Origin of the sequence: Streptomyces sp. NPDC052114, from assembly GCF_040680155.1 — a bacterium.
Classification (GTDB): Bacteria; Actinomycetota; Actinomycetes; order Streptomycetales; family Streptomycetaceae; genus Streptomyces.
On record NZ_JBFAWC010000008.1, the window covers coordinates 1 to 21,733 of the forward strand.

The window sequence follows — 21,733 nt, forward strand, 5'->3', positions numbered from 1 at the left end:
TGTGCGAACGGAGCACCGAGCCAGCTCTGGCGTCTTTGGACTTGGGGCGGGGCGCAGGGATGGCGAGTACGCACATACCCCCGCGGCCCCGCCCCCGAGACGGACAACAGGCGACGCCGTCCCAGGCGCCCCCGCCAGTTTGCGTACAGGAGTGAAAGGGCTCCACAATCCTGTCTCAGTGCACTACCTTGGACGGTAGAGTCCAGGACACTGGACTTCAGGCACGGCGGAAACCGCACCAGGAAAGGCTCGTCCCGTGAACGTCACGCGCAGCGAACAGCCGGCATCGGCCACCCCCGACGCGGCCCTCGCGGCGGCCGAGGGACCGGCCAAGGCAGCAGTCGAGGGAGCGGGCCCGGGGACGGGCCCGGACGCGCTCGCCACCGGCCTCCGGAGCCGCTTCGGCGCCCTCGGCCCCGTCGGCCTCGTCCTCGCGGGCGGCATCTCCGTGCAGTTCGGCGGCGCCGTCGCCGTCACCGTGATGCCCCGCGCCGGAGCGGTCGGCATCGTCGCGCTGCGGCTCTTCTTCGCCGCACTCGTCCTGCTCGCCGTCTGCCGCCCCAGGCTCCGCGGCCACTCCCGCGCCGACTGGGGCACGGTGATCGTCTTCGGCGCGGCCATGGCCGGCATGAACGGCCTCTTCTACCAGTCCCTCGCCCGCATCCCCATGGGCCCCGCCGTCACCCTGGAAGTCCTCGGCCCGCTCGCGCTCTCCGTCGTCGCCTCCCGCCGCGCGGTCAACGTGATCTGGGCGGGACTCGCCCTCTGCGGCGTGTTCCTGCTCGGCGGCGGAGGCGGCTTCAGCGGCCTCGACCCGGCCGGCGTGGCGTTCGCGCTCGGCGCGGGCGCGATGTGGGCGGCGTACATCGTCTTCAGCGCCCGCACGGGACGCCGCTTCCCGGGCGCCGACGGGCTCGCCCTCGCGATGGTCGTCGCGGCGGTCCTGATCCTGCCGCTGGGCATCGTCGAGTCCGGGTCGAAGCTGGTCCAGCCGGCCACACTCGCCCTCGGCGCCGCCGTCGCGGTGATGTCGTCCGTACTGCCGTACACCCTCGAACTGCTCGCGCTGCGGCGGATGCCCGCGCACACCTTCGCGATCCTGATGAGCCTGGAACCGGCCGTGGCCTCCGTCGCCGGATTCCTCATCCTGAGCCAGGCCCTGTCCGTCGTGGAGGCGCTGGCGATCGCCCTGGTCATCGCGGCGAGCATGGGCGCGGTGCGGACGCAGGTGGGCCGGGGCAGGGCGGCCCGCAAGGCGGCACGGGCGTCGACGGACCCGGCCCCGAGCCCCGCCCCCAGTCCCGCCCCGAGCCCCGCTCCGGACCCGGCCCCGAACCCCGCCCCGGACCCGGCCGCGTAGCACGCCGACGCACCCCCGCCCCCTCCCGGCACCTGTCCAGAAACTCATGCAAGCACGCTTGCTTGTTTCTGCGACCGCTGCCATGCTCCCAGGCACACCGCCGTGCCCCGAGGGGAGCGTTCCGTGTCCGATGCCCTGCCCGTGCTCGACGACCTGCGCAGCGAGAGCGAGGAACTCGACCGTCTCGTAGTGGAGTCGGTGGCGGAGTCGGCGGCGGAGCCGAGCCGGGAGCGGTGGTCCCTCGCGACGCCCGCACCCGGCTGGACCGTCGCCCACCAGATCGCGCACCTCGCCTGGACCGACCGGGCCGCCCTGCTCGCCGCCACCGACCCGGAGGCCTTCGCCGCCGAGGTCGACAAGGCGGCCGCGGCGCCCGACACCTTCGTGGACGAGGGCGCCGAGGAGGGCGCGGCACTGCCGCCCGCCGAGCTGCTGGACCGCTGGCGGACCGGGCGCGAGCGGCTGTGGCAGGCCCTGGCCGAGGCTCCCCGGGGCACCCGCCTGCCCTGGTACGGACCGCCCATGGCCGTGCCCTCCATGGCGACCGCGCGGCTCATGGAGACCTGGGCGCACGGCCAGGACGTGGCCGAGGCGCTCGGCGTGACCAGGACCCCCACCGACCGGCTGCGGCACATCGCCCGCATCGGCGTGCGCACGCGGGACTTCGCCTTCGCCGTACGGGGGCTGAGCGCGCCCGGCGCCGAGTTCCGGGTCGAGCTGACCGCGCCGGAGTCCGGCGAGGTGTGGGCGTACGGACCCGAGGACGCCGCCCAGCGGGTGACGGGCCCCGGCCTCGACTTCTGCCTCCTGGTCACGCAGCGCGCCCACCGGTCCGACCTCGCGGTACGAGCCGAGGGCCCCGACGCGGACCGCTGGCTGGACATCGCGCAGGCCTTCGCGGGCCCACCCGGCACGGGACGCGAGCCCGCGGGACGTACCCCCGAAGGGCACGCCGAATGACCGCGCGCCCCCTGCGGATCGGCAACGCATCCGGCTTCTACGGCGACCGCTTCGACGCGCTGCGCGAGATGCTCACCGGCGGCCCCCTCGACGTCCTCACCGGCGACTACCTCGCCGAGCTGACCATGCTCATCCTCGGCCGCGACCGCCTCAAGGACCCCGCGCGCGGCTACGCGAAGACCTTTCTGCGGCAGCTGGAGGAGTGCCTCGGGCTCGCCCGGGAGCGCGGCGTGCGGATCGTCGCGAACGCGGGCGGGCTCAACCCGGCCGGACTCGCGGACGCCGTGCGGGAGTTGGCCGGGCGTGTCGGCGTCCCGGCGCGGGTCGCGCACGTCGAGGGCGACGACCTCGGCGCCCGCTTCCCCGGCGCGCTGACCGCCAACGCCTACCTCGGCGGCGCCGGGATCGCCGCGTGCCTGGACGCCGGGGCCGACGTCGTCGTCACCGGCCGGGTGACCGACGCGGCCCTGGTCACCGGGCCCGCCGCCGCGCACTTCGGGTGGGCGCCCACGGCGTACGACCGGCTCGCGGGCGCCGTCGTCGCCGGGCACGTCCTGGAGTGCGGCACCCAGGCCACCGGCGGCAACTACGCCTTCTTCGCCGAGCGCGGGCACGGCGCCCCCTCGGCCACCCTGCGCCGCCCCGGATTCCCGCTCGCCGAGATCCACGAGGACGGCTCCGCCGTCATCACCAAGCACCCCGGCACCGGCGGCTTCGTCGACGTCGGCACGGTCACCGCGCAGCTCCTCTACGAGACGCAGGGCGCCCGGTACGCGGGCCCCGACGTCACCGCCCGCCTCGACACCGTCGCCCTCACCCAGGAGGGCCCCGACCGCGTCCGGATCGACGGCGTGCGCGGCGAGGCGCCGCCCCCGCACCTCAAGGCCGGCCTCAACCGCCTCGGCGGCTTCCGCAACGAAGTCGTCTTCGTCCTCACCGGCCTCGACGTCGAGGCCAAGGCCGCGCTGGTGCGCGCCCAGCTGGAGGACGCCCTCGACCGCGCCACGTCACGGCCCGCCGAGGTGCGGTGGGAGCTGGCCCGCACCGACCGCGCCGACGCGTCGACCGAGGAGACCGCGAGCGCCCTGCTCCGGCTCGTCGTGCGCGACCCCGACGCGGACGCGGTCGGCCGCGCCCTCAGCGGCGCCGCGATCGAACTCGCCCTCGGCAGCTACCCCGGCTTCCACGTGACGGCACCGCCCGGCAAGGGCGCCCCCTACGGCGTCTTCGAGGCGGCGTACGTGGACCGTGCCGAGGTCGCGCACGTCGCCGTGCTGCCGGACGGGGAGCGGCGCCCCGTCCCCGTCGGCGCCGACACCCGCGTACTGGAGGAACCGAAACCGCCGCCGCTGCCCGCGCCGCTCCCGTCCGGCCCCACCCGCCGCGCCCCCCTCGGCCGTGTCGCCGGGGCCCGCAGCGGCGACAAGGGCGGGGACGCGAACATCGGCGTCTGGGCGCGCACCGACGACGCCTGGCGCTGGCTCGCCCACGAACTGACCGTCGACCGGCTGCGCGAACTCCTGCCGGAGACGGCCGACGTGACCGTCGTGCGCCACGACCTGCCGAACCTGCGCGCCCTGAACTTCGTCGTCGAGGGTCTGCTCGGCGAGGGCGTGGCCGCGCAGGCCCGCTTCGACCCCCAGGCCAAGGCCCTGGGCGAATGGCTGCGCTCCCGCCACCTGGACATCCCGGAGGTACTGCTGTGAGCCCCGAAGAACGCCGCGAGGACCACGCGCCGCCGGAGGTGCGGACGTGACCGTCCTCGCCTCCGCGCTCGACCCGCAGAGCGCCGAGTACGCCGAGCACCGCGAGGCCATGCTGGCCCGGCTCGCCGAGCTGGAGACCGAGCAGGGCAAGGCGCTGGAGGGCGGCGGCGAGAAGTACGTCGCCCGGCACCACAAGCGCGGCAAGCTGCTCGCCCGTGAGCGCATCGAGCTGCTCCTCGACCCGGACACGCCGTTCCTGGAGCTGTCGCCGCTGGCGGCCTGGGGGAGCGACTACCCCGTCGGCGCCTCCATGGTCACCGGCATCGGCGTCGTCGAGGGCGTCGAGTGCCTGATCACCGCCAACGACCCGACGGTACGCGGCGGCGCCTCCAATCCCTGGACGCTCAAGAAGGCCTTCCGCGCGCACGAGATCGGGCACGCCAACCGGCTGCCGTCGATCCACCTCGTGGAGTCCGGCGGCGCGGACCTGCCCTCCCAGAAGGAGATCTTCATCCCGGGCGGTGCCCTCTTCAAGCACCTCACGCAGTCCTCGGCCGCCGGGATCCCCACCATCGCCGTCGTCTTCGGCAACTCGACGGCGGGCGGCGCCTATGTGCCCGGCATGAGCGACCACGTGATCATGGTGAAGGAGCGGGCGAAGGTCTTCCTCGGCGGTCCGCCGCTGGTGAAGATGGCGACCGGTGAGGAGAGCGACGACGAGTCGCTCGGCGGCGCCGAGATGCACGCCCGCACCTCCGGCCTCGCCGACTACCTCGCCGAGGACGAGCGCGACGCGCTGCGCCAGGCCCGCCGCGTCGTCTCCCGCCTCAACTGGCGCAAGGAGTACGCCGATCCGGACCCGGTGTCCGTCGCGCCGCCCAAGTACGACGAGGACGAGCTGCTCGGCATCGTCCCCGGCGACCTGAAGAAGCCCTTCGACCCGCGCGAGGTCATCGCCCGCGTCGTCGACGGCTCCGACTTCGACGAGTTCAAGCCGCTGTACGGGAGTTCGCTGGTCACCGGGTGGGCCACCCTGCACGGCTATCCGGTCGGCGTCCTCGCCAACGCCCGGGGCGTGCTGTTCAGCGAGGAGTCCCAGAAGGCCGCGCAGTTCATCCAGCTGGCCAACCAGCGCGACATCCCGCTCCTGTTCCTGCACAACACCACCGGCTACATGGTCGGCAAGGAGTACGAGCAGGGCGGCATCATCAAGCACGGCGCGATGATGATCAACGCGGTGTCGAACTCGCGGGTGCCGCATCTGTCGGTGCTCATGGGCGCGAGCTACGGCGCCGGGCACTACGGCATGTGCGGGCGCGCCTACGACCCCCGCTTCCTCTTCGCCTGGCCGAGCGCCAAGTCGGCGGTCATGGGCCCCCAGCAGCTCGCGGGCGTCCTGTCCATCGTCGCCCGGCAGTCCGCCGCCGCGAAGGGGCAGCCCTACGACGACGAGGCGGACGCCGGGCTGCGCGCCATGGTGGAGCAGCAGATCGAGTCCGAGTCGCTGCCGATGTTCCTGTCCGGGCGGCTCTACGACGACGGGGTCATCGACCCGCGCGACACCCGCACCGTCCTCGGCCTGTGCCTGTCCGCGATCCACACCGCCCCCTATGAGGGCGCGCGCGGCGGCTTCGGCGTCTTCCGGATGTGACCCCATGACTCCTGCGAGGAACTCCCGATGATCACTTCGCTGTTGGTGGCCAACCGGGGCGAGATCGCCTGCCGCGTCTTCCGCACCTGCCGGGAGCTGGGCATCGCCACGGTCGCCGTGTACTCCGACGCCGACGCGGACGCCCTGCACGTGCGCGAGGCCGACACGGCGGTACGCCTGCCGGGGGCCGCGCCCGCCGAGACGTACCTGCGCGGCGACCTCGTCGTGAAGGCCGCGCAGGCCGCGGGCGCGGACGCGATCCACCCCGGCTACGGCTTCCTGTCCGAGAACGCCGGGTTCGCGCGCGCCGTCCTGGACGCGGGCCTCGCCTGGATCGGCCCGCCGCCCGGGGCGATCGAGGCGATGGCGTCCAAGACGCGCGCCAAGGAACTCATGGGCATCGCGCCCCTCGGCGAGGTCACCGAGGCCGACCTGCCCGTCCTGGTGAAGGCGGCGGCGGGCGGCGGCGGACGCGGCATGCGCGTCGTACGCGAACTGAAGGACCTGGCAGCCGAGTTGGCCGCAGCGCGGGCCGAGGCCGCCAGTGCCTTCGGCGACGGGGAGGTGTTCGTCGAGCCGTACGTCGAGGGCGGCCGGCACGTCGAGGTGCAGCTCATGGCCGACGCGCACGGCACCGTGTGGCCGCTCGGCACCCGCGACTGCACCCTCCAGCGCCGCCACCAGAAGGTCGTCGAGGAGTCCCCGGCGCCCGGCCTCGCCCCCGCACTGGTCGAGGAGCTGCACGCGCAGGCCGTGCGCGCCGCCCGCGTCACCGACTACCGCGGCGCGGGCACCGTCGAGTTCCTGGTGGCCGGCGGCCGCGCGCACTTCCTGGAGATGAACACCCGCCTCCAGGTCGAGCACCCCGTCACCGAGGCCGTGTTCGGCCTCGACCTCGTCGCGCTGCAGATCCGTGTCGCCGAGGGCGAGGCCCTGGACCCCGAGCCGCCGCCCGCGCACGGCCACGCCGTCGAGGCCCGCCTCTACGCCGAGGACCCGGCGGCCGGCTGGGCCCCGCAGACCGGCACCCTGCACCGCCTCGACGTCCCCGGCGACGTGCGCCTGGACAGCGGCTACGCGGCGGGCGACACCATCGGCGTGCACTACGACGCGATGCTCGCCAAGGCCGTCGCGTACGCGCCCACGCGCGCCGAGGCCGTGCGGAAACTGGCGGGCGCCCTGGAGCGCGCCGCCGTCCACGGCCCGGTCACCAACCGCGAGCTGCTCGTACGCTCCCTGCGCCACCCCGAGTTCACCGGCGCCCGCATGGACACCGGCTTCTATGACCGGCACGCCACCGCCCTCACGGCCCCCGCACCCGACCCGCACGCCCCACTGGCCGCCGCGCTCGCCGACGCGCACGGCCGCTCCCGGTTCGGCGGCTGGCGCAACCTGCGCTCCCAGCCCCACCTCAAGCGCTACCGCACCGAGCCCGACGGCACCGAGCACGAGGTCCGCTACGACCACACCCGCGCCGGACTGACCGCCGAGGGCGTCGGCGTCGTCAGCGTGACGGACACGCTCGTCGTCCTCGAAGTCGACGGCGTACGGCGGCCGTTCACGGTCACGCGGTACGGGCAGGGACGCGTACACGTCACCGCGCCGGGCTCGGACACCGCGCTCACCCCGCTGCCACTGCTCCCCGAGCCGGCCGCGCGGCGCGCCCCCGGCTCCCTGCTCGCCCCGATGCCCGGCACCGTCGTGCGCGTCGCCGAGGACATCGCCGAGGGGCGGCCGGTCACCGCCGGGCAGCCCCTCGTCTGGCTGGAGGCCATGAAGATGGAGCACCGCATCTGCGCTCCCGCCTCCGGCACGCTCACCGCCCTGCACGCCGTGCCGGGCCATCAGGTGGAGGTCGGCGCGCTGCTGGCCGTCGTACGGGCCGCCGGCCAGGCGCCCGACCAGGACGTCGTACAGGAGGAACAGTCCGCATGAGCACCGCTCGCAGCACCGTCCTCGAAACCGATGAGCACCAGGCCCTGCGCGCCGCCGTCGCGGCCCTCGGCAAGCGCTACGGCCGCGACTACCTCACCCGCGTCGCCGAGTCCGGCGGCCACCCCGACGAGCTGTGGGCGGACGCCGCCAAGCTCGGCTACCTGGGCGTGAACCTGCCCGAGGAGTACGGCGGCGGGGGCGGTGGCATAGCCGAACTCTCCATCGTCCTTGAGGAGTTGGGCGCGGCCGGCTGTCCGCTCCTGATGATGGTCGTCTCGCCCGCGATCTGCGGCACGGTCATCGCCCGCTTCGGCACCGAGGCGCAGAAGCGGGAGTGGCTGCCCGGCCTCGCCGACGGCTCCCGCACCATGGCCTTCGGCATCACCGAGCCGGACGCGGGCTCCAACTCCCACCGCATCACCACCACCGCCCGCCGCGACCCCGACTCCGGCGACTGGCTCCTCACCGGCCGCAAGGTCTTCATCTCGGGCGTCGACATCGCCGACGCGACGCTGATCGTGGGCCGCACCTCGGACGCGCGGACCGGCAGCCTCAAGCCGTGCCTGTTCATCGTCCCGCGCGACGCCCCCGGCTTCGAGCGGCGGCGGATCGCGATGGAACTCCAGGCCGCCGAGAAGCAGTTCGAGCTGGTCCTCGACGACGTGCGGCTGCCCCCGGAGGCGCTCGTCGGCGACGAGGACGCGGGGCTGCTCCAGCTCTTCGCGGGCCTCAACCCCGAGCGGATCATGACGGCCGCGTTCGCGGTGGGGATGGGCAGGTACGCGCTGTCCCGCGCCGTCGCGTACGCCAAGGAACGCAGCGTGTGGAAGTCCCCGATCGGGGCCCACCAGGCCATCGCGCACCCGCTGGCCCAGTCGCACATCGAGCTGGAACTGGCCCGCCTGATGATGCAGAAGGCCGCGCGGTTCTACGACGAGGGCGACGACATGGGCGCGGGCGAGGCCGCCAACATGGCCAAGCTCGCCGCCGCCGACGCCTGCGTGAAGGCCGTCGACCAGGCCGTGCACACCCTGGGCGGCAACGGCCTCACCAAGGAGTTCGGCCTCGCCTCGCTGATCGTCGCCTCGCGCGTGGCCCGGATCGCCCCCGTCAGCAGGGAGATGATCCTCAACTTCGTCTCGCACCAGACGCTGGGCCTGCCCAAGTCCTACTGAGTCCCGCCGCTTCCCGGCCCGTCCCGCCGATCCCCTTCCAGGAGCCCCCATGCCCCTGTCCGTCTCCTCCCCGGCGCGCGGCATCGCCACCGTCACCCTGGACTTCCCCGAGCGGCGCAACGCCCTCTCGGCGAAGCTCCTGGCCGCCCTCGCCGAGGCGCTCGACGGCCTCGACGAGGACCCCGGCGTCCGCGCGGTCCTGCTCACCCACACCGGGACGACGTTCTGCTCGGGCGCCGACCTGAAGGAGCCGCCGGACCCCGCCGCGTTCGTGGCGCTGCTCCGGCAGGTCGTGGCGCTGCCCAAGCCGGTCGTCGCCCGCGTCGACGGGCATGTGCGGGCGGGCGGCCTCGGGCTGCTCGGCGTCTGCGACCTGGCGGTGGCGGGGCCGGGGGCGTCCTTCGCGTTCACGGAGGTGCACATCGGCGTCGCGCCCGCCGTGATCTCCCTGCCGCTCCTGCCCCGCCTCGACCCGGCCGCCGCCTCCCGCTACTTCCTCACCGGTGAGCGCTTCGACGGCGCGGAGGCGGCGCGGATCGGCCTGGTGACGGCGTACGGGTCCGACGCGGGCGCCGCCCTCGAACCGCTGCTCGACGGCCTGCGGGCGGCGGCGCCGGGTGCCCTGGCCGAGACGAAGAAGCTGCTCACGGCTAGGGTGCTCGACGCATTCGACGACCAATCGGAGGCCGTCATGGCCCTGTCCGCGCGGCTCTTCGGCTCCGCCGAGGCGCGCGAGGGGATGACGGCGTTCCTCGAACGACGGGAGCGCCCATGGGTGCTGTGACCGCCGCCGACCGCGCGCCCAAGCAGGACCGCAGCCGCGCCACCCGCCAGAAGCTCCTGGAGGCCGCGGTGTCCTGCCTCGCCGAGCACGGCTGGGGCGGTTCGACGGTCTCGGTGGTCGCCGAGCGGGCGGGCGTCTCGCGGGGCGCGGCCCAGCACCACTTCCCGACCCGCGAGGACCTCTTCACGGCCGCGGTCGAGTACGTCGCCGAGCAGCGCTCCACGGCCCTGCGCGCCCTCCCGGCGCAGGACCGGGCCTCGGTGGTCGCGGCCCTCGTCGACCTCTACACGGGCCCGCTCTTCCGCGCGGCGCTCCACCTGTGGGTGGCGGCGTCGAACGAGCCCGCGCTGGGCTCACGGGTGACGGAACTGGAGTCCCGCGTGGGCCGCGAGACGCACCGCATCGCGGTGGAACTCCTGAACGCGGACGAGTCCCGGCCGGGCGTCCGCGAGACGATTCAGGGCCTCCTGGACATGGCCCGCGGCCTGGGCCTCGCCAACCTCCTGACGGACGACGGCGCCCGCCGGGACCGGGTGGTGACGCAGTGGACGGTCCTGGTGGAGTCGGCACTGCGCTGACGAGGGGGCCGGGAAATCCAGCCCCTCCGTCGTTTGAGGAGCGAGGTCCGGGGCGGAGCCCCAGAAGGCCGAGCCCCGCCCGGCGGAGCCGGAATGTCCGGGAAGGGGCGGGGCCGGGGAAAAGACCGCCGGAGGCGGACCTCAGCGGGCGATCTCGTCGAACCCGTCGATGGCCTGCGGGCCCCGAGAGGCGGGGCCCACGTACCGCGCCGAGGGGCGGACAAGCCGCCCCGTCCGCTTCTGCTCGAGGATGTGCGCCGACCACCCCGCGGTCCGCGCGCACGTGAACATCGACGTGAACATGTGCGCAGGCACCTCGGCGAAGTCGAGGACGATCGCCGCCCAGAACTCCACGTTGGTGGCGAGGACCCGGTCGGGCCGACGGGCGTGCAGCTCGTCGAGCGCCGCCTTCTCCAGCGCCTCGGCGACCTCGAAGCGGGGCGCCCCCAGCTCACGGGCGGTGCGCCGAAGCACGCGGGCGCGCGGGTCCTCGGCCCGGTACACCCGGTGCCCGAAGCCCATGAGCCGCTCGCCCTTGTCCAGGGCCTGCTTCACGTACGCGACCGCGTCGCCCGTGCGCTCGATCTCCTCGATCATGCCGAGGACCCGGGACGGGGCACCTCCGTGCAGCGGCCCGGACATCGCGCCGACCGCCCCGCTCAGCGCCGCCGCCACGTCCGCCCCGGTGGACGCGATGACGCGCGCGGTGAACGTGGAGGCGTTCATGCCGTGCTCGGCGGCCGAGGTCCAGTACGCGTCGACGGCCTTGACGTGCTTGGGGTCGGGCTCGCCGCGCCACCGCTTCATGAACCGCTCGACGACCGTCTCGGCCTTGTCGATCTCCCGCTGCGGCACCATCGGCAGGCCCTGGCCGCGCGCCGACTGGGCGACGTAGGAGAGGGCCATGACGGCGGCGCGGGCCAGGTCCTCGCGGGCCTGCTCCTCGCTGATGTCGAGCAGCGGACGCAGGCCCCAGACGGGCGCGAGCATCGCCAGGGCGGACTGGACGTCGACGCGGATGTCACCGGAGTGCACCGGGATCGGGAAGGGCTCGGCGGGCGGCAGGCCGGGGTTGAAGGCGCCGTCGACGAGCAGGCCCCACACGTTCCCGAAGGAGACGTGGCCGACCAGGTCCTCGATGTCGACGCCCCGGTAGCGCAGGGCACCGCCTTCCTTGTCCGGTTCGGCGATCTCCGTCTCGAACGCGATGACTCCTTCAAGTCCAGGTACGAAGTCGGACATCAGGCGGCTCCTCGTGATGGGTTCGACATGATGGTTTCGAGAGATGGGGTGCGATCAGCTCATGACCATGTGTCAAAAGTGGGCGATTACGGTCCGGTTCCACGGTCGAAAACGCCAGGGTCCGGCGATTTCGGCGACTCGCGGTCCGGAACGTTCACCCCGGTGATGCCCCGTGAGGCTGGTGGTCACCCAACCGATGCGGCAGCAGGACGATATCCCTTGGTGCCACCTTTGGCGATGGAACGCGGCACTCAGTGCCACACGTCACCTCTCCGAAGTGCCCTGCGCCCCCTCGGACATCCCTTCGTATACGGCAAGATGACCGCGTGACCGACTCGACTGCACCGGCCGACATGCGACAGCAGTACGCCGGCGAGGGACTTCTTGAGGACGGGCTGCCCGCGGCGCCCATGGACCAGTTCGCGCTCTGGTTCAAGGAGGCGGCGCGCGAGCGGGACGCCGTCCCCGAGCCGAACGCCATGGTCGTCTCGACCGCCGACGCCGAGGGCCGGCCCAGCTCCCGCACGGTGCTCCTGAAGGGCTTCGACGAGCAGGGCTTCGTCTTCTTCACCAACTACGAATCCCGTAAGGCCCGTGAGCTGGCGGCCAACCCGTACGTGTCGCTGCTCTTCCCCTGGCACCCCATGGCCCGCCAGGTGATCGTCACGGGCACGGCGGCGCGCGTCGCGCGCGAGGAGACCGTCGCCTACTTCCGCACCCGCCCGCACGGCTCCCAGCTGGGCGCCTGGGCGAGCGCCCAGTCCTCCGTGCTCGCCTCCCGCGACGAACTCGACCGGGCGTACGCGGATTTGGCGGCGCGCTATCCCGAGGGCGAGCAGGTCCCGGTGCCCCCGCACTGGGGAGGCTTCCGGGTGACGCCGGAGGCGGTGGAGTTCTGGCAGGGCCGCCCGGACCGCCTCCACGACCGCCTGCGGTACGTGCGCACGGCCCCCGGCCGGGCGGCGTGGCGCGTCGAACGCCTCAGCCCCTGAGGGACGGGCCGGGCGCCGCTACCCGGTCAGGACCCCGTCCAGGAACGGTTCGATCGCGGCCCGCCACGCGCTCGGCTGGTCGTAGTGGACGAGGTGTCCCGCGTCGGCCACCTCCGCGTACTCCCCGCGGGGCAGGACGCGGACCATCTCCTGGGACTCGGCCCGGCCCAGCTCGCCGTCCTGGCCGCGCACGACCAGCGCGGGGCAGCGGACCTGGACCAGCTCCTCCCAGTGCGCGTCGTGCACCCAGGTCTCACGGGACCTGAGCATCTGCGTACGGTCGAAGACGGGCCGCCAGCCGTCCGGGCCCTCGGCCATCACCTCGGCGAAGAACTCGCCGCGCGAGGGGTTGGGGCGCTCCACCCAGGGGTCGTCCTCGCCGAACCACTTGCGGACGTCGGCGAGCGTGGCGAACGGGACCGGCCAGGACTTGAACCAGTCCTCCCACTCGCGCTGCGAGGCGGCGCCCAGCGCGGAGGCCCGCATGTCGCAGATGATCAGGCCCCGGACGAGGTCGGGGCGGCGCGCGGCGAGCTGCCAGGCGGTGAGCGCGCCCATGGAGTGGCCGATGAGGACGGCGGGCGCCAGGTCGAGCCGGACGAGGGCGGCCTCGGCGTCGTCGACGTAGGCCTCGCGGGTGTAGGGGCCATCGGCGGGCTTGTCGCTCTGGCCGTGGCCGCGCTGGTCGAGGGCGACCGCCCGGTGCCGCTCGGAGAGCCAGCGGGCGGTGCCCGCCCAGTGGGAGGCGCGGCCCATCAGTCCGTGGAGTAACAGCACCCCTCCCGGGGCCCGCTCGGCCTCCCTGAGCTTGGGAGGGTCGGCGTACTCCCAGGCGGCGAGGTGTACGCCACCCGCGCCCGTCACGTCGATGCGCCGCACCATGATTCCTGGCACCCCCCTGGAGTCAGCTCGGGATCCATGCCTGTCCTGCCCTGCACCCCCGCACGCTATCGAACCCCTTTTCGAAAGCGGCCGGTTCGCCGGTAACACCCCTCGTTCGGGTGACCATGCTCAAGGATTGACCGGCGTGGCCGAGGGGAGATCTTCACCGGGAGGCGGGCCGCTCGGGGAAACCGGTCCGAGGGGAATGACCCTGAGAGCTCGGGGCTCCGGGTCAGCACAGGGGAGGATGGGCCCCGGCGCTCTTGGGCGCCGGGGCTCTCACCTTGTCCGTCCTGTCCGCGGGGCGTGCGCGGACTCCCGCAGGTACGAGCACGCCCACCAGTCGGGCACATCCTCCTGCCCCCTCTCCGGCCGTGCGGCCAGACCCGGCGCCGCCACGGTCAAGAGCCCTCGGGGCATATGCCTCTCGGGTCATATGCCTCTCGCGACAGCCTCGCACGCAAAACGCTCGGCCGCTGCGATTCCACACACTGAATCTTGGACTCCGCGAGATCTCGTGGAGATTACGGAGTCTTGTCAACTTCCTCTATGACAACGGGAGTTGACAGCCGTCCATGGGTCGGGTCCGCGGCCGGCCGGCGCCGGCGCCCGTGGGGCGCCGACGGCGGCCGCCGCCGCGCCTCAGCGCTTGGCCACGAACACGTGCGAGGCGACCTCCGCCGTGAGCTCGGCGGCCTCGCCGCTGCTGCCCACGAGCACGCCGCCCGCCGACTCCGTCACGCTCACCACGGAACCCGGCTGCACGCCCGCCCGCCGCAGCGTGTACATCAGCTGGGCGTCCGTCTGGATCGGCTCGCCGATCCGGCGCACGACGACCGTCTTGCCCTCGGCGCCCGGGTCGAGCTCCGTCAGGGAGACCATGCCCTCGTCCAGGAACGGGTCCGCGCCGTCCTTCTCGCCCAGCTCCTCCAGGCCCGGGATCGGGTTGCCGTACGGAGACTCGGTGGGGTGGCGCAGGAGCTCCAGGACGCGGCGCTCCACCGCCTCGCTCATCACGTGCTCCCAGCGGCACGCCTCGGCGTGCACCTGCTCCCACTCCAGCCCGATCACGTCGACGAGCAGGCACTCCGCCAGGCGGTGCTTGCGCATCACGCGGGTGGCCAGACGACGGCCCTCCTCGGTGAGCTCCAGGTGGCGGTCGCTGGCGACCGCCACCAGGCCGTCGCGCTCCATGCGCGCCACGGTCTGGCTCACCGTCGGTCCGCTCTGGTCGAGCCGCTCGGCGATCCGGGCGCGCATGGGGACCACACCTTCCTCCTCGAGCTCGAGGATGGTGCGCAAATACATCTCAGTGGTGTCAATCAGCCCCGACATCGGTGCCCCTCAGAATTCGCTCGTGCGCTGGCCCTGCCCTCAATTCTGACGCATACCTCCGACAACCGTGCCGTGCCGGGGGAAAACCCCGCCGGGACAGGGCCGCGACGGTGTTGACAGGGCGCTGGTCCAGACCGCAACGTGATGCGAATGAGCTCCATGAGCGAGAGCAGCGGAAGCGGCGAGAGCGTCGAGAGCAAGCTGGCGGGTCAGTATTTCGACGCCGCGATCGGCCTGCTCCAGCGGGTCCGCGACGAGGAGTCCGGGCACGTCGCCGAGGCGGGCGCGCTGCTCGCCGACGCGGTCGAGTCCGGCGGGCGTCTCTTCGCCTTCGGCGCGGGGCACTCCTCGCTCGCCGCGCAGGACGTCGTCTACCGCGCGGGCGGCCTCGCCCTGATCAACCTCCTCGCCGTGCCCGGCGTGGTCGGCGTCGACGTGATGCCCGCCACCCTCGGCTCCGCCCTGGAGCGCGTCGACGGCCTCGCGGGCGCCGTCCTCGACTCCTCGCCGGCCCGCCCCGGCGACGTACTCGTGATCATCTCGCTCTCCGGGCGGAACTCGCTGCCCGTGGAGATGGCCATGAACGCCCGCGCGCTGGGCCTGAAGGTCATCGGCGTGACCTCCGTGGCGTACGCGACCCGGACGAAGTCGCGGCACGTCTCGGGGACCTTCCTCAAGGACCACTGCGACGTCGTGGTCGACTCCAAGATCGCGGTGGGGGACGCGGAGCTGTCCCTCGACGGCGTCGACGCGCCCTTCGGCCCCGCCTCCAGCGTCGTCACGAACGCGCTGATGCAGGCCATGACCGCCGCCGCGATCGAGCGCCTGGCCGCGCGCGGCGTCCAGCCGCCGCTGCTGCGCTCCGGGAACGTGGACGGCGGCCACGACTGGAACGGCCGGGTCTTCCAGGAGTACGGCGACCGGATCTTCTACCGGCACTAGGCCTGCCCCGCGCACCGGCACTAGGGCCCCTCGGGCCCCTCGGGGCGCGGGAACTCCACCCGCACCGTCAGACCGCCACCCTCGCCGTTCGCCGCCGCCGATGCCCGCGCCCCGTGGGCCCGCGCGATCGCCGCGACGATGGACAGACCGAGCCCGGCGCCCTCCCCGCGCGCGTGGGTGCGCTCGTGCAGCCTGCGGAAGGGCTCGAAGAGGTGCGGGACCGTCTCCGCGGGCACCTCGGGACCGGTGTTGGACACCTCCAGGACGCCGTCCGCCGAGGTACGGACGTCCACCCGGCCGCCCTTGACGTTGTAGCGGACCGCGTTCGCCACGAGGTTGTGCACCAGGCGGTCCAGGAGCACGCCGTCGCCCTCCACCGTCAGCGGCTCGGCCCGCACGTCCACGGCGACCCCGTGCCCGGCGGCCTCCTCGGTGAGTCCCTCCGCCACCGCGTGCGCGAGGACGTCCACCGCGACGGCCTCGCGCCGGTCCAGGCCCTGCTCGGACGCCGCGAGCAGCAGCAGCCCCTCGATGAGGTGCTCGCCGTCGTCGGCGACGGAGATCAGCTTCGTACGGATCCTCGCCACCCGCGCCGCGTCCGGCTCCCCGGCCAGACCGATCTCGGCGGCCGCCCGCTGCACCGCGAGCGACGTGCGCAGCTCGTGCGCCGCGTTCGCCGCGAACCGCTGCTGCGCCCCGACCAGCCGCTCTATGCGGTCCAGCATCTCGTCGAAGGTGTCGGCGAGCCGCTTCAGCTCGCCCGGCGGGGCGTCCAGCGCGATCCGCTCGTGCAGATTGGCCCCGGACAGGCGCCGCGCCGTCCCGGTGATCACGCCGACCGGGCGGAGCACCCGGCCGGCCATCCACCAGGCCAGGGCGATCGACAGGACGGCGTACGCGGCGAAGACGATCGCGGAGACGGTCAGGAGACGGTTCAGGGCGGCCTCTCCCGCCACATCGCTGATCTTCGTCAGGGCGAGTCCCTTGATCGTCTCCATCTCCTGGGAGGTGGGGCTGGCCGACCCCGCGTCGGTGGGCGTCAGCGAGGAGGCGGGCACCGGCACCCCCGGCACCGTCCGCCACGGCGGCATGGGCCCCCGGGGCACGGCCGTGGTCACCGCCGTGCTGATGGAGGAGTACAGGCCCTGCTGCACCAGCAGGTACACGACCCCGGTCAGGAGCGCCCCCGCGAGGACGAGGAGGCCGCCGTACAGGGTGGTGAGCCGGGCCCGCTCGCCGCTGACGCGGGCCCTCACCGGGGGCTCCCCCCGCCGTCGCCCGTGATCCGGTACCCGGCCCCCGGCACCGTCTCCACCACCGACGGCTCGCCCAGCTTGGCGCGCAGCTTGGAGAGCGCGACGCGCACCGCGTTGGTGCGGTAGCTGGTGTCCTCCTCCCAGACCTGCTCGATCAGGTCCTCGCCGCTGACCACCGCGCCGTCGGCCCGCAGCAGCGCCTCCAGGACCGCGAACTCCTTGCGCGACAGCGCCAGATGGCGCCCGTCCCGGCTGGCCTGGCGGCGCGCGGTGTCCAGGACGAGGCCCGCCCGCTCGATGACCGGCGGCAGCGCGGGGCGCGCGCGGCGGCCGAGCGCGAGCACGCGCGCGAGCAGCTCGTCGTACGCGAACGGCTTGGTGAGGTAGTCGTCCGCGCCGAGCCCCAGACCCGCCACGCGGTCACGCACCGTGCCCGCCGCCGTCAGCATCAGGACCCGGGTCAGCAGCCGCTGCTCGACGACCCGGCGGCACACCTCGTCGCCGTGCACGCCCGGCAGGTCGCGGTCCAGGATCAGCACGTCGTACTCGCCGAGCTGGAGTTTGCGCAGCGCGGCCAGGCCGTCGGCCGCGACATCGACGGCCAGCGCGTCCCGGCGCAGCCCGTCCGCGATCATCTCGGCCAGGAATTCCTCGTCCTCCACCAGCAGTACGCGCATGCCGCCCTGTGTACCGGAGAGTGACCTTTCGCCGGTGTAAGCGTCCCCGTTGAGAGAAACGAAATCCCGCTTCCCGCCAGCCTGTGCGCGTCACCCACGCCAGCAGTGAAGGGGAAGCCATGAGGACCGTCACCGGGACCCGCGCCCGCTCAGTGGCCGTTGCGTCAGGATTCGCCGCGCTCGCCCTGTTCGCCGGGGCCTGCTCGGGCGGCTCCGGCTCGGAGTCGAAGTCGTCGTCGAACAGCGCCGACGGCGGCAAGGGCGCCGAGGCCGACAAGGCCTACAAGCAGCGCCAGTGCCTGCGCAAGCACGGCCTGGACGTGCCCGAGCCCAAGTCCGGCCAGGACAGCCGCGGCCTCACCATCGGCGGCGACATGAGCAAGGAGAAGATGGAGAAGGCCATGAAGGACTGCGGCATGGGCGGCGGCGCCAAGGGCGGCGGCGTCTCGCAGGCCGACAAGGACAAGATGCTCAAGTACGCCCAGTGCATGCGCAAGAACGGCTACGACATGCCGGACCCGAAGTTCGACGGCGGAGCCATGCAGGCCCAGCCCATGCCGCAGGGCGCCGAGGCCAAGAAGATGGAGAAGGCCGCCGAGGCGTGCAAGGGCATCGTCAAGTGAGGCGCCGCACCGCCGTCGTCGCCACCGTCGTGGCCCTCGTCGCGATCACCGGCGGCGGCATCGCCGTCACCGCCCTCGCCGACGCGGGCGGCGGCGCGCGCGACTCCGCCGAGCAGGGCGCGGGGCTGCCGCCGGCCACCGCGTCCGTCGAGCGCGGCGACCTCAGCAGCGGCAGCCAGGTCGACGGCACCCTCGGCTACGCCAAGGAACGCAAGGTCAACGCGGGTACGGCGGGCACGCTCACCTGGTCCGCGGAGACCGGCTCCACGGTCGGCAGGGACGACCGGCTCTATGAGGTCAACGGCGCGCCGGTCCGGCTCATGTACGGCACCGAGCCCATGTACCGCACGCTGAAGCCGGGCGACAAGGGCAACGACGTACGCCAGGTGGAGGAGAACCTGGTGGCGCTCGGGTACGGCGCCGGGCTCGCCGTCGACGACACCTACACCGACGGCACGGCCGCCGCCGTCAAGCGGTGGCAGAAGGCCCACGACCGCAAGCAGACCGGCCGCGTCGGGCCCGACCAGATCTCCTTCCAGCCCTCCGCGGTCCGCGTGAAGTCCACCGAGTCCTCCGTCGGCGACCAGGTCGCGCCCGGCAGGCCGGTGCTGGCCACGACCGGCTCCGAACGGGTCGTGCGCGTCCAGCTCGACGTCGCCGACGGCGGCCTGGCGAAGAAGGGCGCCAAGGTCACCGTCACGCTCCCCGACGGCACGACCGCCAAGGGCCGGGTCGCGTCCGTCGGCAAGACCGCCAGGCCCGGCGACGATCCGTCCGACAAGTCCCCCAAGATCCCCGTCACCGTCACCTTCGACGACCCCGGCGAGGTCGGCGGCTTCGACCAGTCGCCGGTCACCGTGAACCTCACCGGCGAGACCCGGGACGACGTCCTCTCGGTGCCGGTCAACGCGCTCCTCGCGCTGCCCGGCGGCGGCTTCGGCGTCCAGGTCGTCGAGGGCGGCCGCACGCGCGAGGTGAAGGTCGCGCTCGGCATGTTCGGGCAGGGCCGGGTCGAGGTGAGCGGCGGCGGGCTGCGGGCCGGCATGAAGGTCGGGGTGCCGAAGGCATGAGCGAGGACCGAGCCTCCGCCGCCGTCGTCGAGCTGCGGGGCGTCACCAAGGAGTACCCCGGCGGTGTCGCCGCCCTGCGCGGCGTCGACCTGACCGTCGCCGCGGGCGAACTCCTCGCCATCGTCGGCCCCTCCGGGTCGGGGAAGTCCACCCTCCTGCACATCGTCGGCACCCTGGACCGCCCCACCGCGGGCTCCGTCGCCATCGCCGGGCACGACGTCGCCGCGCTCGCCGACCGCAGCCTCTCCGCGCTGCGCGCCCGGCACATCGGCTTCGTCTTCCAGGCGTTCCACCTCGTCCCCGGCGTCAGCGCCCGCGACAACGTCGCCGAAGGCCTCCTCTACTCCGGCCTCTCCCGCGCGGAGCGCCGCCGCAGGGCCGCGTACGCCCTGGAGCGCGTCGGCCTCGCCGACCGCATGAAGCACCGCCCGCACGAGCTCTCCGGCGGCCAGAAACAGCGCGTCGCCATCGCCCGCGCGGTCGTCGGCGAACCGGATCTGCTGCTCGCCGACGAACCCACCGGCGCGCTCGACTCCGCGTCCGGCGAGGCCGTCATGGCGCTCCTGCACGACCTCAACGCGGAGGGCGCGACCATCGCCGTCATCACCCACGACACGGAGATCGCCGGGCGGCTGCCGCGGCAGGTGCGGCTCAAGGACGGGCGGATCGTCGCGGACACGCGACGGGCGGAGGTCGCCGCGTGAAGCGTACGAAGCTGAAGTCCGCGCGGCTCGGGCCGCGCGACGTCCTGCACGTCGGCTCCGCCGGGCTGCGCAGCCGCCCCGTGCGGGTCGTCCTGTCCGCGCTCGGCATCGCCATCGGCATCGCGACGATGGTCGCCGTCGTCGGCATCTCGTCCTCCAGCAAGGCCCAGCTCATGCGGGAACTGGACGCGTTGGGCACGAACCTGCTGGTCGCCTCGCCCGGCGAGGCGATGTTCTCCGGCGAGAAGGTGACGCTGCCGCGCGACGCGGCGGGGCGGGTCGCGCGGGTCGACGGCGTCGAGGACGTGGGCGCGACCGGCGATCTCGGCGAGCGGACCGTGCGGCGCAGCGAGAAGATCCCCGCGGACGAGACCGGCGGCATCTCCGTGAAGGCGGCCACGGAAGGCCTGTTGAAGGTGTTGCGCGGCACGATGGCGCACGGCAGCTGGTTCAACGCGGCGAACAGCCGTTACCCCTCGGTGGTCCTCGGACACGTCGCGGCCGAGCGGCTCGGCGTCACGTCCCCCGGGCAGCAGGTCTGGCTCGACGACCGCTACTTCACGGTCATCGGCATCCTCGGCCCGCTGCCGCTCGCGCCGGACGTCGAGCGGTCGGCGCTGACCGGCTGGGACGCCTCGAAGAAGTTCCTCGGCTTCGACGGCCGTCCGACCTCGGTGTACGAGCGCTCCTCCGACGCCTCCGTCGGCGAGGTCCGGGAGCTGCTCGCCGCGTCGATCGACCCGGAGAACCCGCGCAACGTCCAGGTCACCGACCCGTCGGCGGCGCTCCAGGCGAAGGCGGCGACGGAGGGCGCGTTCTCGACGCTGCTCCTCGGTCTCGGCGGGATCGCGCTCCTGGTCGGCGGGGTCGGCGTGGCCAACACCATGATCATCTCGGTCCTCGAACGCCGCCACGAGATCGGCCTGCGCCGCTCGTTGGGCGCGACGCGGGGCCAGATCCGGGTGCAGTTCGTGACGGAGTCACTGATGCTGTCGGGCCTGGGCGGCGTGGCGGGAGTCGCCCTCGGCGCGGCGGCGACGGCGGCGTACGCGGTGTCGGGCGGCCTGCCGTGGGTGGTCCCGCCCTGGGCCATGGCGGGCGGCTTCGGCGCGACCCTGGCGATCGGCACGGTGGCGGGCCTGTACCCGGCGGTACGAGCGGCCCGCCTGTCCCCCACACTGGCGCTGCACGCGACGTAGGGGTACGCCTTTCGCCGGCCGGCGGGGCGGGCGCGTGGGCGTCTGCGCCTTGGCGGTCTGCGCCTGTTGTCCGTCGGTGGGGCGGGGCTGCGGGCGTCTGGCGGGGCGCCTGGGCGGTGCGCCTGTTGTTCGTCTGTGGGGCGGGGCCGCGGGGGTATGTGCGTACTCGCCATCCCTGCGCCCCGCCTCAAGTCCAAAGGCGCCAGCGCCCGCTCGGTGCTCCGTTCGCACATACCCCCACGTCCCCTCAGGAGCGTTTGCGGCAGCGGCCCGGTGGTCCCCGCGGTGGGCGGCAACCGGCCGTCGGCGGTTCCTGCTGTGGGCAGGCGTTCCGCAAGGCGGAACGGGTGGGCACAGCCCCCGGTGCCGGGTGGCGGGAAGTGTGGCTTCAGCCCCGGCGCAGCCGGACGGTGCCGGGCAGTGATGACCGTGGCTCAAGCACCGGCGCAGCCGGACCGTGCCGGGTGGTGATGAAGGAGGCTCCCGGCCCGGCGCAGCCGGTCCCGCAGGGCGGTGCGGGGAAACGGGTGGGTGGGTGGGGAAGACCGGCGCGGAGCGCCGGGAAAGGGGAGGCCCGGGCCAGGGGCGAAGGCGACGCCGCCACGGCGCAGCCGGGGCACCCCCGGTGCAGGTCAGCCGGACAAGGAGGCCGCAACCCCGGG

19 protein-coding genes are annotated in these 21,733 nt (G+C 73.8%); 14 read left to right on the plus strand and 5 right to left on the minus strand.

From position 1 onward, the window contains the following. Window positions 1-256 precede the first annotated feature (256 nt). The 8 genes from AB0L89_RS18655 to AB0L89_RS18690 all read left to right on the plus strand — a co-directional run bounded on the left by AB0L89_RS18655 (window position 257) and on the right by AB0L89_RS18690 (window position 10,149). On the plus strand, window positions 257-1,360 hold the full coding sequence (locus tag AB0L89_RS18655; protein ID WP_365142041.1) for an EamA family transporter: 1,104 nt from the start codon (window positions 257-259) through the stop codon (window positions 1,358-1,360). A 123-nt stretch (window positions 1,361-1,483) separates the two neighbouring features. Beyond that, entirely contained in the window at window positions 1,484-2,320 is an 837-nt protein-coding gene (locus tag AB0L89_RS18660) for a TIGR03084 family metal-binding protein (RefSeq protein ID WP_365142043.1), read from the plus strand. Then, window positions 2,317-4,026 carry an acyclic terpene utilization AtuA family protein gene (locus tag AB0L89_RS18665; protein WP_365142045.1) on the plus strand — a complete coding sequence of 570 codons (1,710 nt, stop codon included), beginning with the start codon at window positions 2,317-2,319 and terminating at the stop codon, window positions 4,024-4,026. The genes AB0L89_RS18660 and AB0L89_RS18665 overlap by 4 nt, the downstream gene beginning before the upstream one ends. 46 nt (window positions 4,027-4,072) lie before the next feature. Continuing rightward, entirely contained in the window at window positions 4,073-5,677 is a 1,605-nt protein-coding gene (locus AB0L89_RS18670; protein ID WP_365142047.1) for a carboxyl transferase domain-containing protein, read from the plus strand. Window positions 5,678-5,704: 27 nt separating this feature from the next. Further along, window positions 5,705-7,612, plus strand: a complete 1,908-nt coding sequence (locus AB0L89_RS18675; RefSeq protein ID WP_365142049.1) for a biotin carboxylase N-terminal domain-containing protein — start codon at window positions 5,705-5,707, stop codon at window positions 7,610-7,612. Beyond that, the gene (locus AB0L89_RS18680) at window positions 7,609-8,787 is read left to right on the plus strand and encodes an acyl-CoA dehydrogenase family protein (RefSeq protein ID WP_365142051.1); all 1,179 of its coding nucleotides are present in this window, start codon (window positions 7,609-7,611) and stop codon (window positions 8,785-8,787) included. The genes AB0L89_RS18675 and AB0L89_RS18680 overlap by 4 nt, the downstream gene beginning before the upstream one ends. 49 nt (window positions 8,788-8,836) lie before the next feature. Next, window positions 8,837-9,571, plus strand: a complete 735-nt coding sequence (locus tag AB0L89_RS18685; RefSeq protein WP_365142053.1) for an enoyl-CoA hydratase family protein — start codon at window positions 8,837-8,839, stop codon at window positions 9,569-9,571. Further along, a complete protein-coding gene (locus tag AB0L89_RS18690; RefSeq protein WP_365142055.1) occupies window positions 9,559-10,149 on the plus strand; it encodes a TetR/AcrR family transcriptional regulator in 591 nt (196 codons plus the stop codon). Before AB0L89_RS18685 ends, AB0L89_RS18690 begins: the two co-directional genes overlap by 13 nt. A 141-nt stretch (window positions 10,150-10,290) precedes the next feature. Here AB0L89_RS18690 and AB0L89_RS18695 read toward each other — a convergent pair whose 3' ends face one another. Beyond that, on the minus strand, window positions 10,291-11,391 hold the full coding sequence (locus tag AB0L89_RS18695; protein ID WP_365142057.1) for a citrate synthase 2: 1,101 nt from the start codon (window positions 11,389-11,391) through the stop codon (window positions 10,291-10,293). A 353-nt stretch (window positions 11,392-11,744) separates the two neighbouring features. On the opposite strand from AB0L89_RS18695, the gene pdxH reads away from it, so the two are divergent. Next, window positions 11,745-12,383 (plus strand): pyridoxamine 5'-phosphate oxidase, encoded by a 639-nt coding sequence (pdxH, locus tag AB0L89_RS18700; protein WP_365142676.1) that lies wholly within the window; start codon window positions 11,745-11,747, stop codon window positions 12,381-12,383. An 18-nt stretch (window positions 12,384-12,401) separates the two neighbouring features. Here the strand turns inward: pdxH and AB0L89_RS18705 are convergent, their stop codons facing one another. Both AB0L89_RS18705 and AB0L89_RS18710 read right to left on the minus strand, forming a co-directional pair. Further along, on the minus strand, window positions 12,402-13,265 hold the full coding sequence (locus AB0L89_RS18705; RefSeq protein ID WP_365142059.1) for an alpha/beta hydrolase: 864 nt from the start codon (window positions 13,263-13,265) through the stop codon (window positions 12,402-12,404). Window positions 13,266-13,907: 642 nt separating this feature from the next. Continuing rightward, window positions 13,908-14,600: a metal-dependent transcriptional regulator gene (locus AB0L89_RS18710; RefSeq protein ID WP_055702402.1), complete on the minus strand. Its 693-nt coding sequence runs from the start codon at window positions 14,598-14,600 to the stop codon at window positions 13,908-13,910. Window positions 14,601-14,759: 159 nt separating this feature from the next. On the opposite strand from AB0L89_RS18710, the gene AB0L89_RS18715 reads away from it, so the two are divergent. Continuing rightward, entirely contained in the window at window positions 14,760-15,542 is a 783-nt protein-coding gene (locus tag AB0L89_RS18715; RefSeq protein WP_365142062.1) for an SIS domain-containing protein, read from the plus strand. A gap of 20 nt (window positions 15,543-15,562) precedes the next feature. Here AB0L89_RS18715 and AB0L89_RS18720 read toward each other — a convergent pair whose 3' ends face one another. Together AB0L89_RS18720 and AB0L89_RS18725 are read right to left on the minus strand one after the other, a co-directional pair. Next, complete coding sequence (locus AB0L89_RS18720; protein ID WP_365142064.1) at window positions 15,563-16,798, minus strand: ATP-binding protein; 1,236 nt, start codon at window positions 16,796-16,798, stop codon at window positions 15,563-15,565. After that, a complete protein-coding gene (locus AB0L89_RS18725) occupies window positions 16,795-17,475 on the minus strand; it encodes a response regulator transcription factor (RefSeq protein ID WP_365142066.1) in 681 nt (226 codons plus the stop codon). The genes AB0L89_RS18720 and AB0L89_RS18725 overlap by 4 nt, the downstream gene beginning before the upstream one ends. A gap of 119 nt (window positions 17,476-17,594) precedes the next feature. Between AB0L89_RS18725 and AB0L89_RS18730 the strand changes: the two genes are divergently transcribed. From AB0L89_RS18730 to AB0L89_RS18745, 4 genes are read left to right on the plus strand one after another with little or no spacing between them, the layout of a single operon-like run. Beyond that, window positions 17,595-18,098, plus strand: a complete 504-nt coding sequence (locus AB0L89_RS18730) for a hypothetical protein (protein WP_365142068.1) — start codon at window positions 17,595-17,597, stop codon at window positions 18,096-18,098. Beyond that, window positions 18,095-19,168 (plus strand): peptidoglycan-binding protein, encoded by a 1,074-nt coding sequence (locus tag AB0L89_RS18735; protein ID WP_365142070.1) that lies wholly within the window; start codon window positions 18,095-18,097, stop codon window positions 19,166-19,168. The genes AB0L89_RS18730 and AB0L89_RS18735 overlap by 4 nt, the downstream gene beginning before the upstream one ends. Continuing rightward, on the plus strand, window positions 19,165-19,872 hold the full coding sequence (locus tag AB0L89_RS18740) for an ABC transporter ATP-binding protein (RefSeq protein ID WP_365142072.1): 708 nt from the start codon (window positions 19,165-19,167) through the stop codon (window positions 19,870-19,872). The genes AB0L89_RS18735 and AB0L89_RS18740 overlap by 4 nt, the downstream gene beginning before the upstream one ends. Beyond that, window positions 19,869-21,071, plus strand: a complete 1,203-nt coding sequence (locus AB0L89_RS18745; protein ID WP_365142074.1) for an ABC transporter permease — start codon at window positions 19,869-19,871, stop codon at window positions 21,069-21,071. The genes AB0L89_RS18740 and AB0L89_RS18745 overlap by 4 nt, the downstream gene beginning before the upstream one ends. Window positions 21,072-21,733: the final 662 nt, after the last annotated feature.

Bases quoted from the DNA above. Each gene is read 5' to 3' on its own strand.
- AB0L89_RS18665 (WP_365142045.1), top strand. From the start codon at position 2,317: ATGACCGCGCGCCCCCTGCGGATCGGCAACGCATCCGGCTTCTACGGC.
- AB0L89_RS18675 (WP_365142049.1), top strand. From the start codon at position 5,705: ATGATCACTTCGCTGTTGGTGGCCAACCGGGGCGAGATCGCCTGCCGC.
- AB0L89_RS18680 (WP_365142051.1), top strand. From the start codon at position 7,609: ATGAGCACCGCTCGCAGCACCGTCCTCGAAACCGATGAGCACCAGGCC.
- AB0L89_RS18685 (WP_365142053.1), top strand. From the start codon at position 8,837: ATGCCCCTGTCCGTCTCCTCCCCGGCGCGCGGCATCGCCACCGTCACC.
- AB0L89_RS18690 (WP_365142055.1), top strand. From the start codon at position 9,559: ATGGGTGCTGTGACCGCCGCCGACCGCGCGCCCAAGCAGGACCGCAGC.
- AB0L89_RS18695 (WP_365142057.1), bottom strand. From the start codon at position 11,391: ATGTCCGACTTCGTACCTGGACTTGAAGGAGTCATCGCGTTCGAGACG.
- pdxH (WP_365142676.1), top strand. From the start codon at position 11,745: ATGCGACAGCAGTACGCCGGCGAGGGACTTCTTGAGGACGGGCTGCCC.
- AB0L89_RS18705 (WP_365142059.1), bottom strand. From the start codon at position 13,265: ATGGTGCGGCGCATCGACGTGACGGGCGCGGGTGGCGTACACCTCGCC.
- AB0L89_RS18710 (WP_055702402.1), bottom strand. From the start codon at position 14,600: ATGTCGGGGCTGATTGACACCACTGAGATGTATTTGCGCACCATCCTC.
- AB0L89_RS18715 (WP_365142062.1), top strand. From the start codon at position 14,760: ATGAGCGAGAGCAGCGGAAGCGGCGAGAGCGTCGAGAGCAAGCTGGCG.
- AB0L89_RS18725 (WP_365142066.1), bottom strand. From the start codon at position 17,475: ATGCGCGTACTGCTGGTGGAGGACGAGGAATTCCTGGCCGAGATGATC.
- AB0L89_RS18730 (WP_365142068.1), top strand. From the start codon at position 17,595: ATGAGGACCGTCACCGGGACCCGCGCCCGCTCAGTGGCCGTTGCGTCA.
- AB0L89_RS18740 (WP_365142072.1), top strand. From the start codon at position 19,165: ATGAGCGAGGACCGAGCCTCCGCCGCCGTCGTCGAGCTGCGGGGCGTC.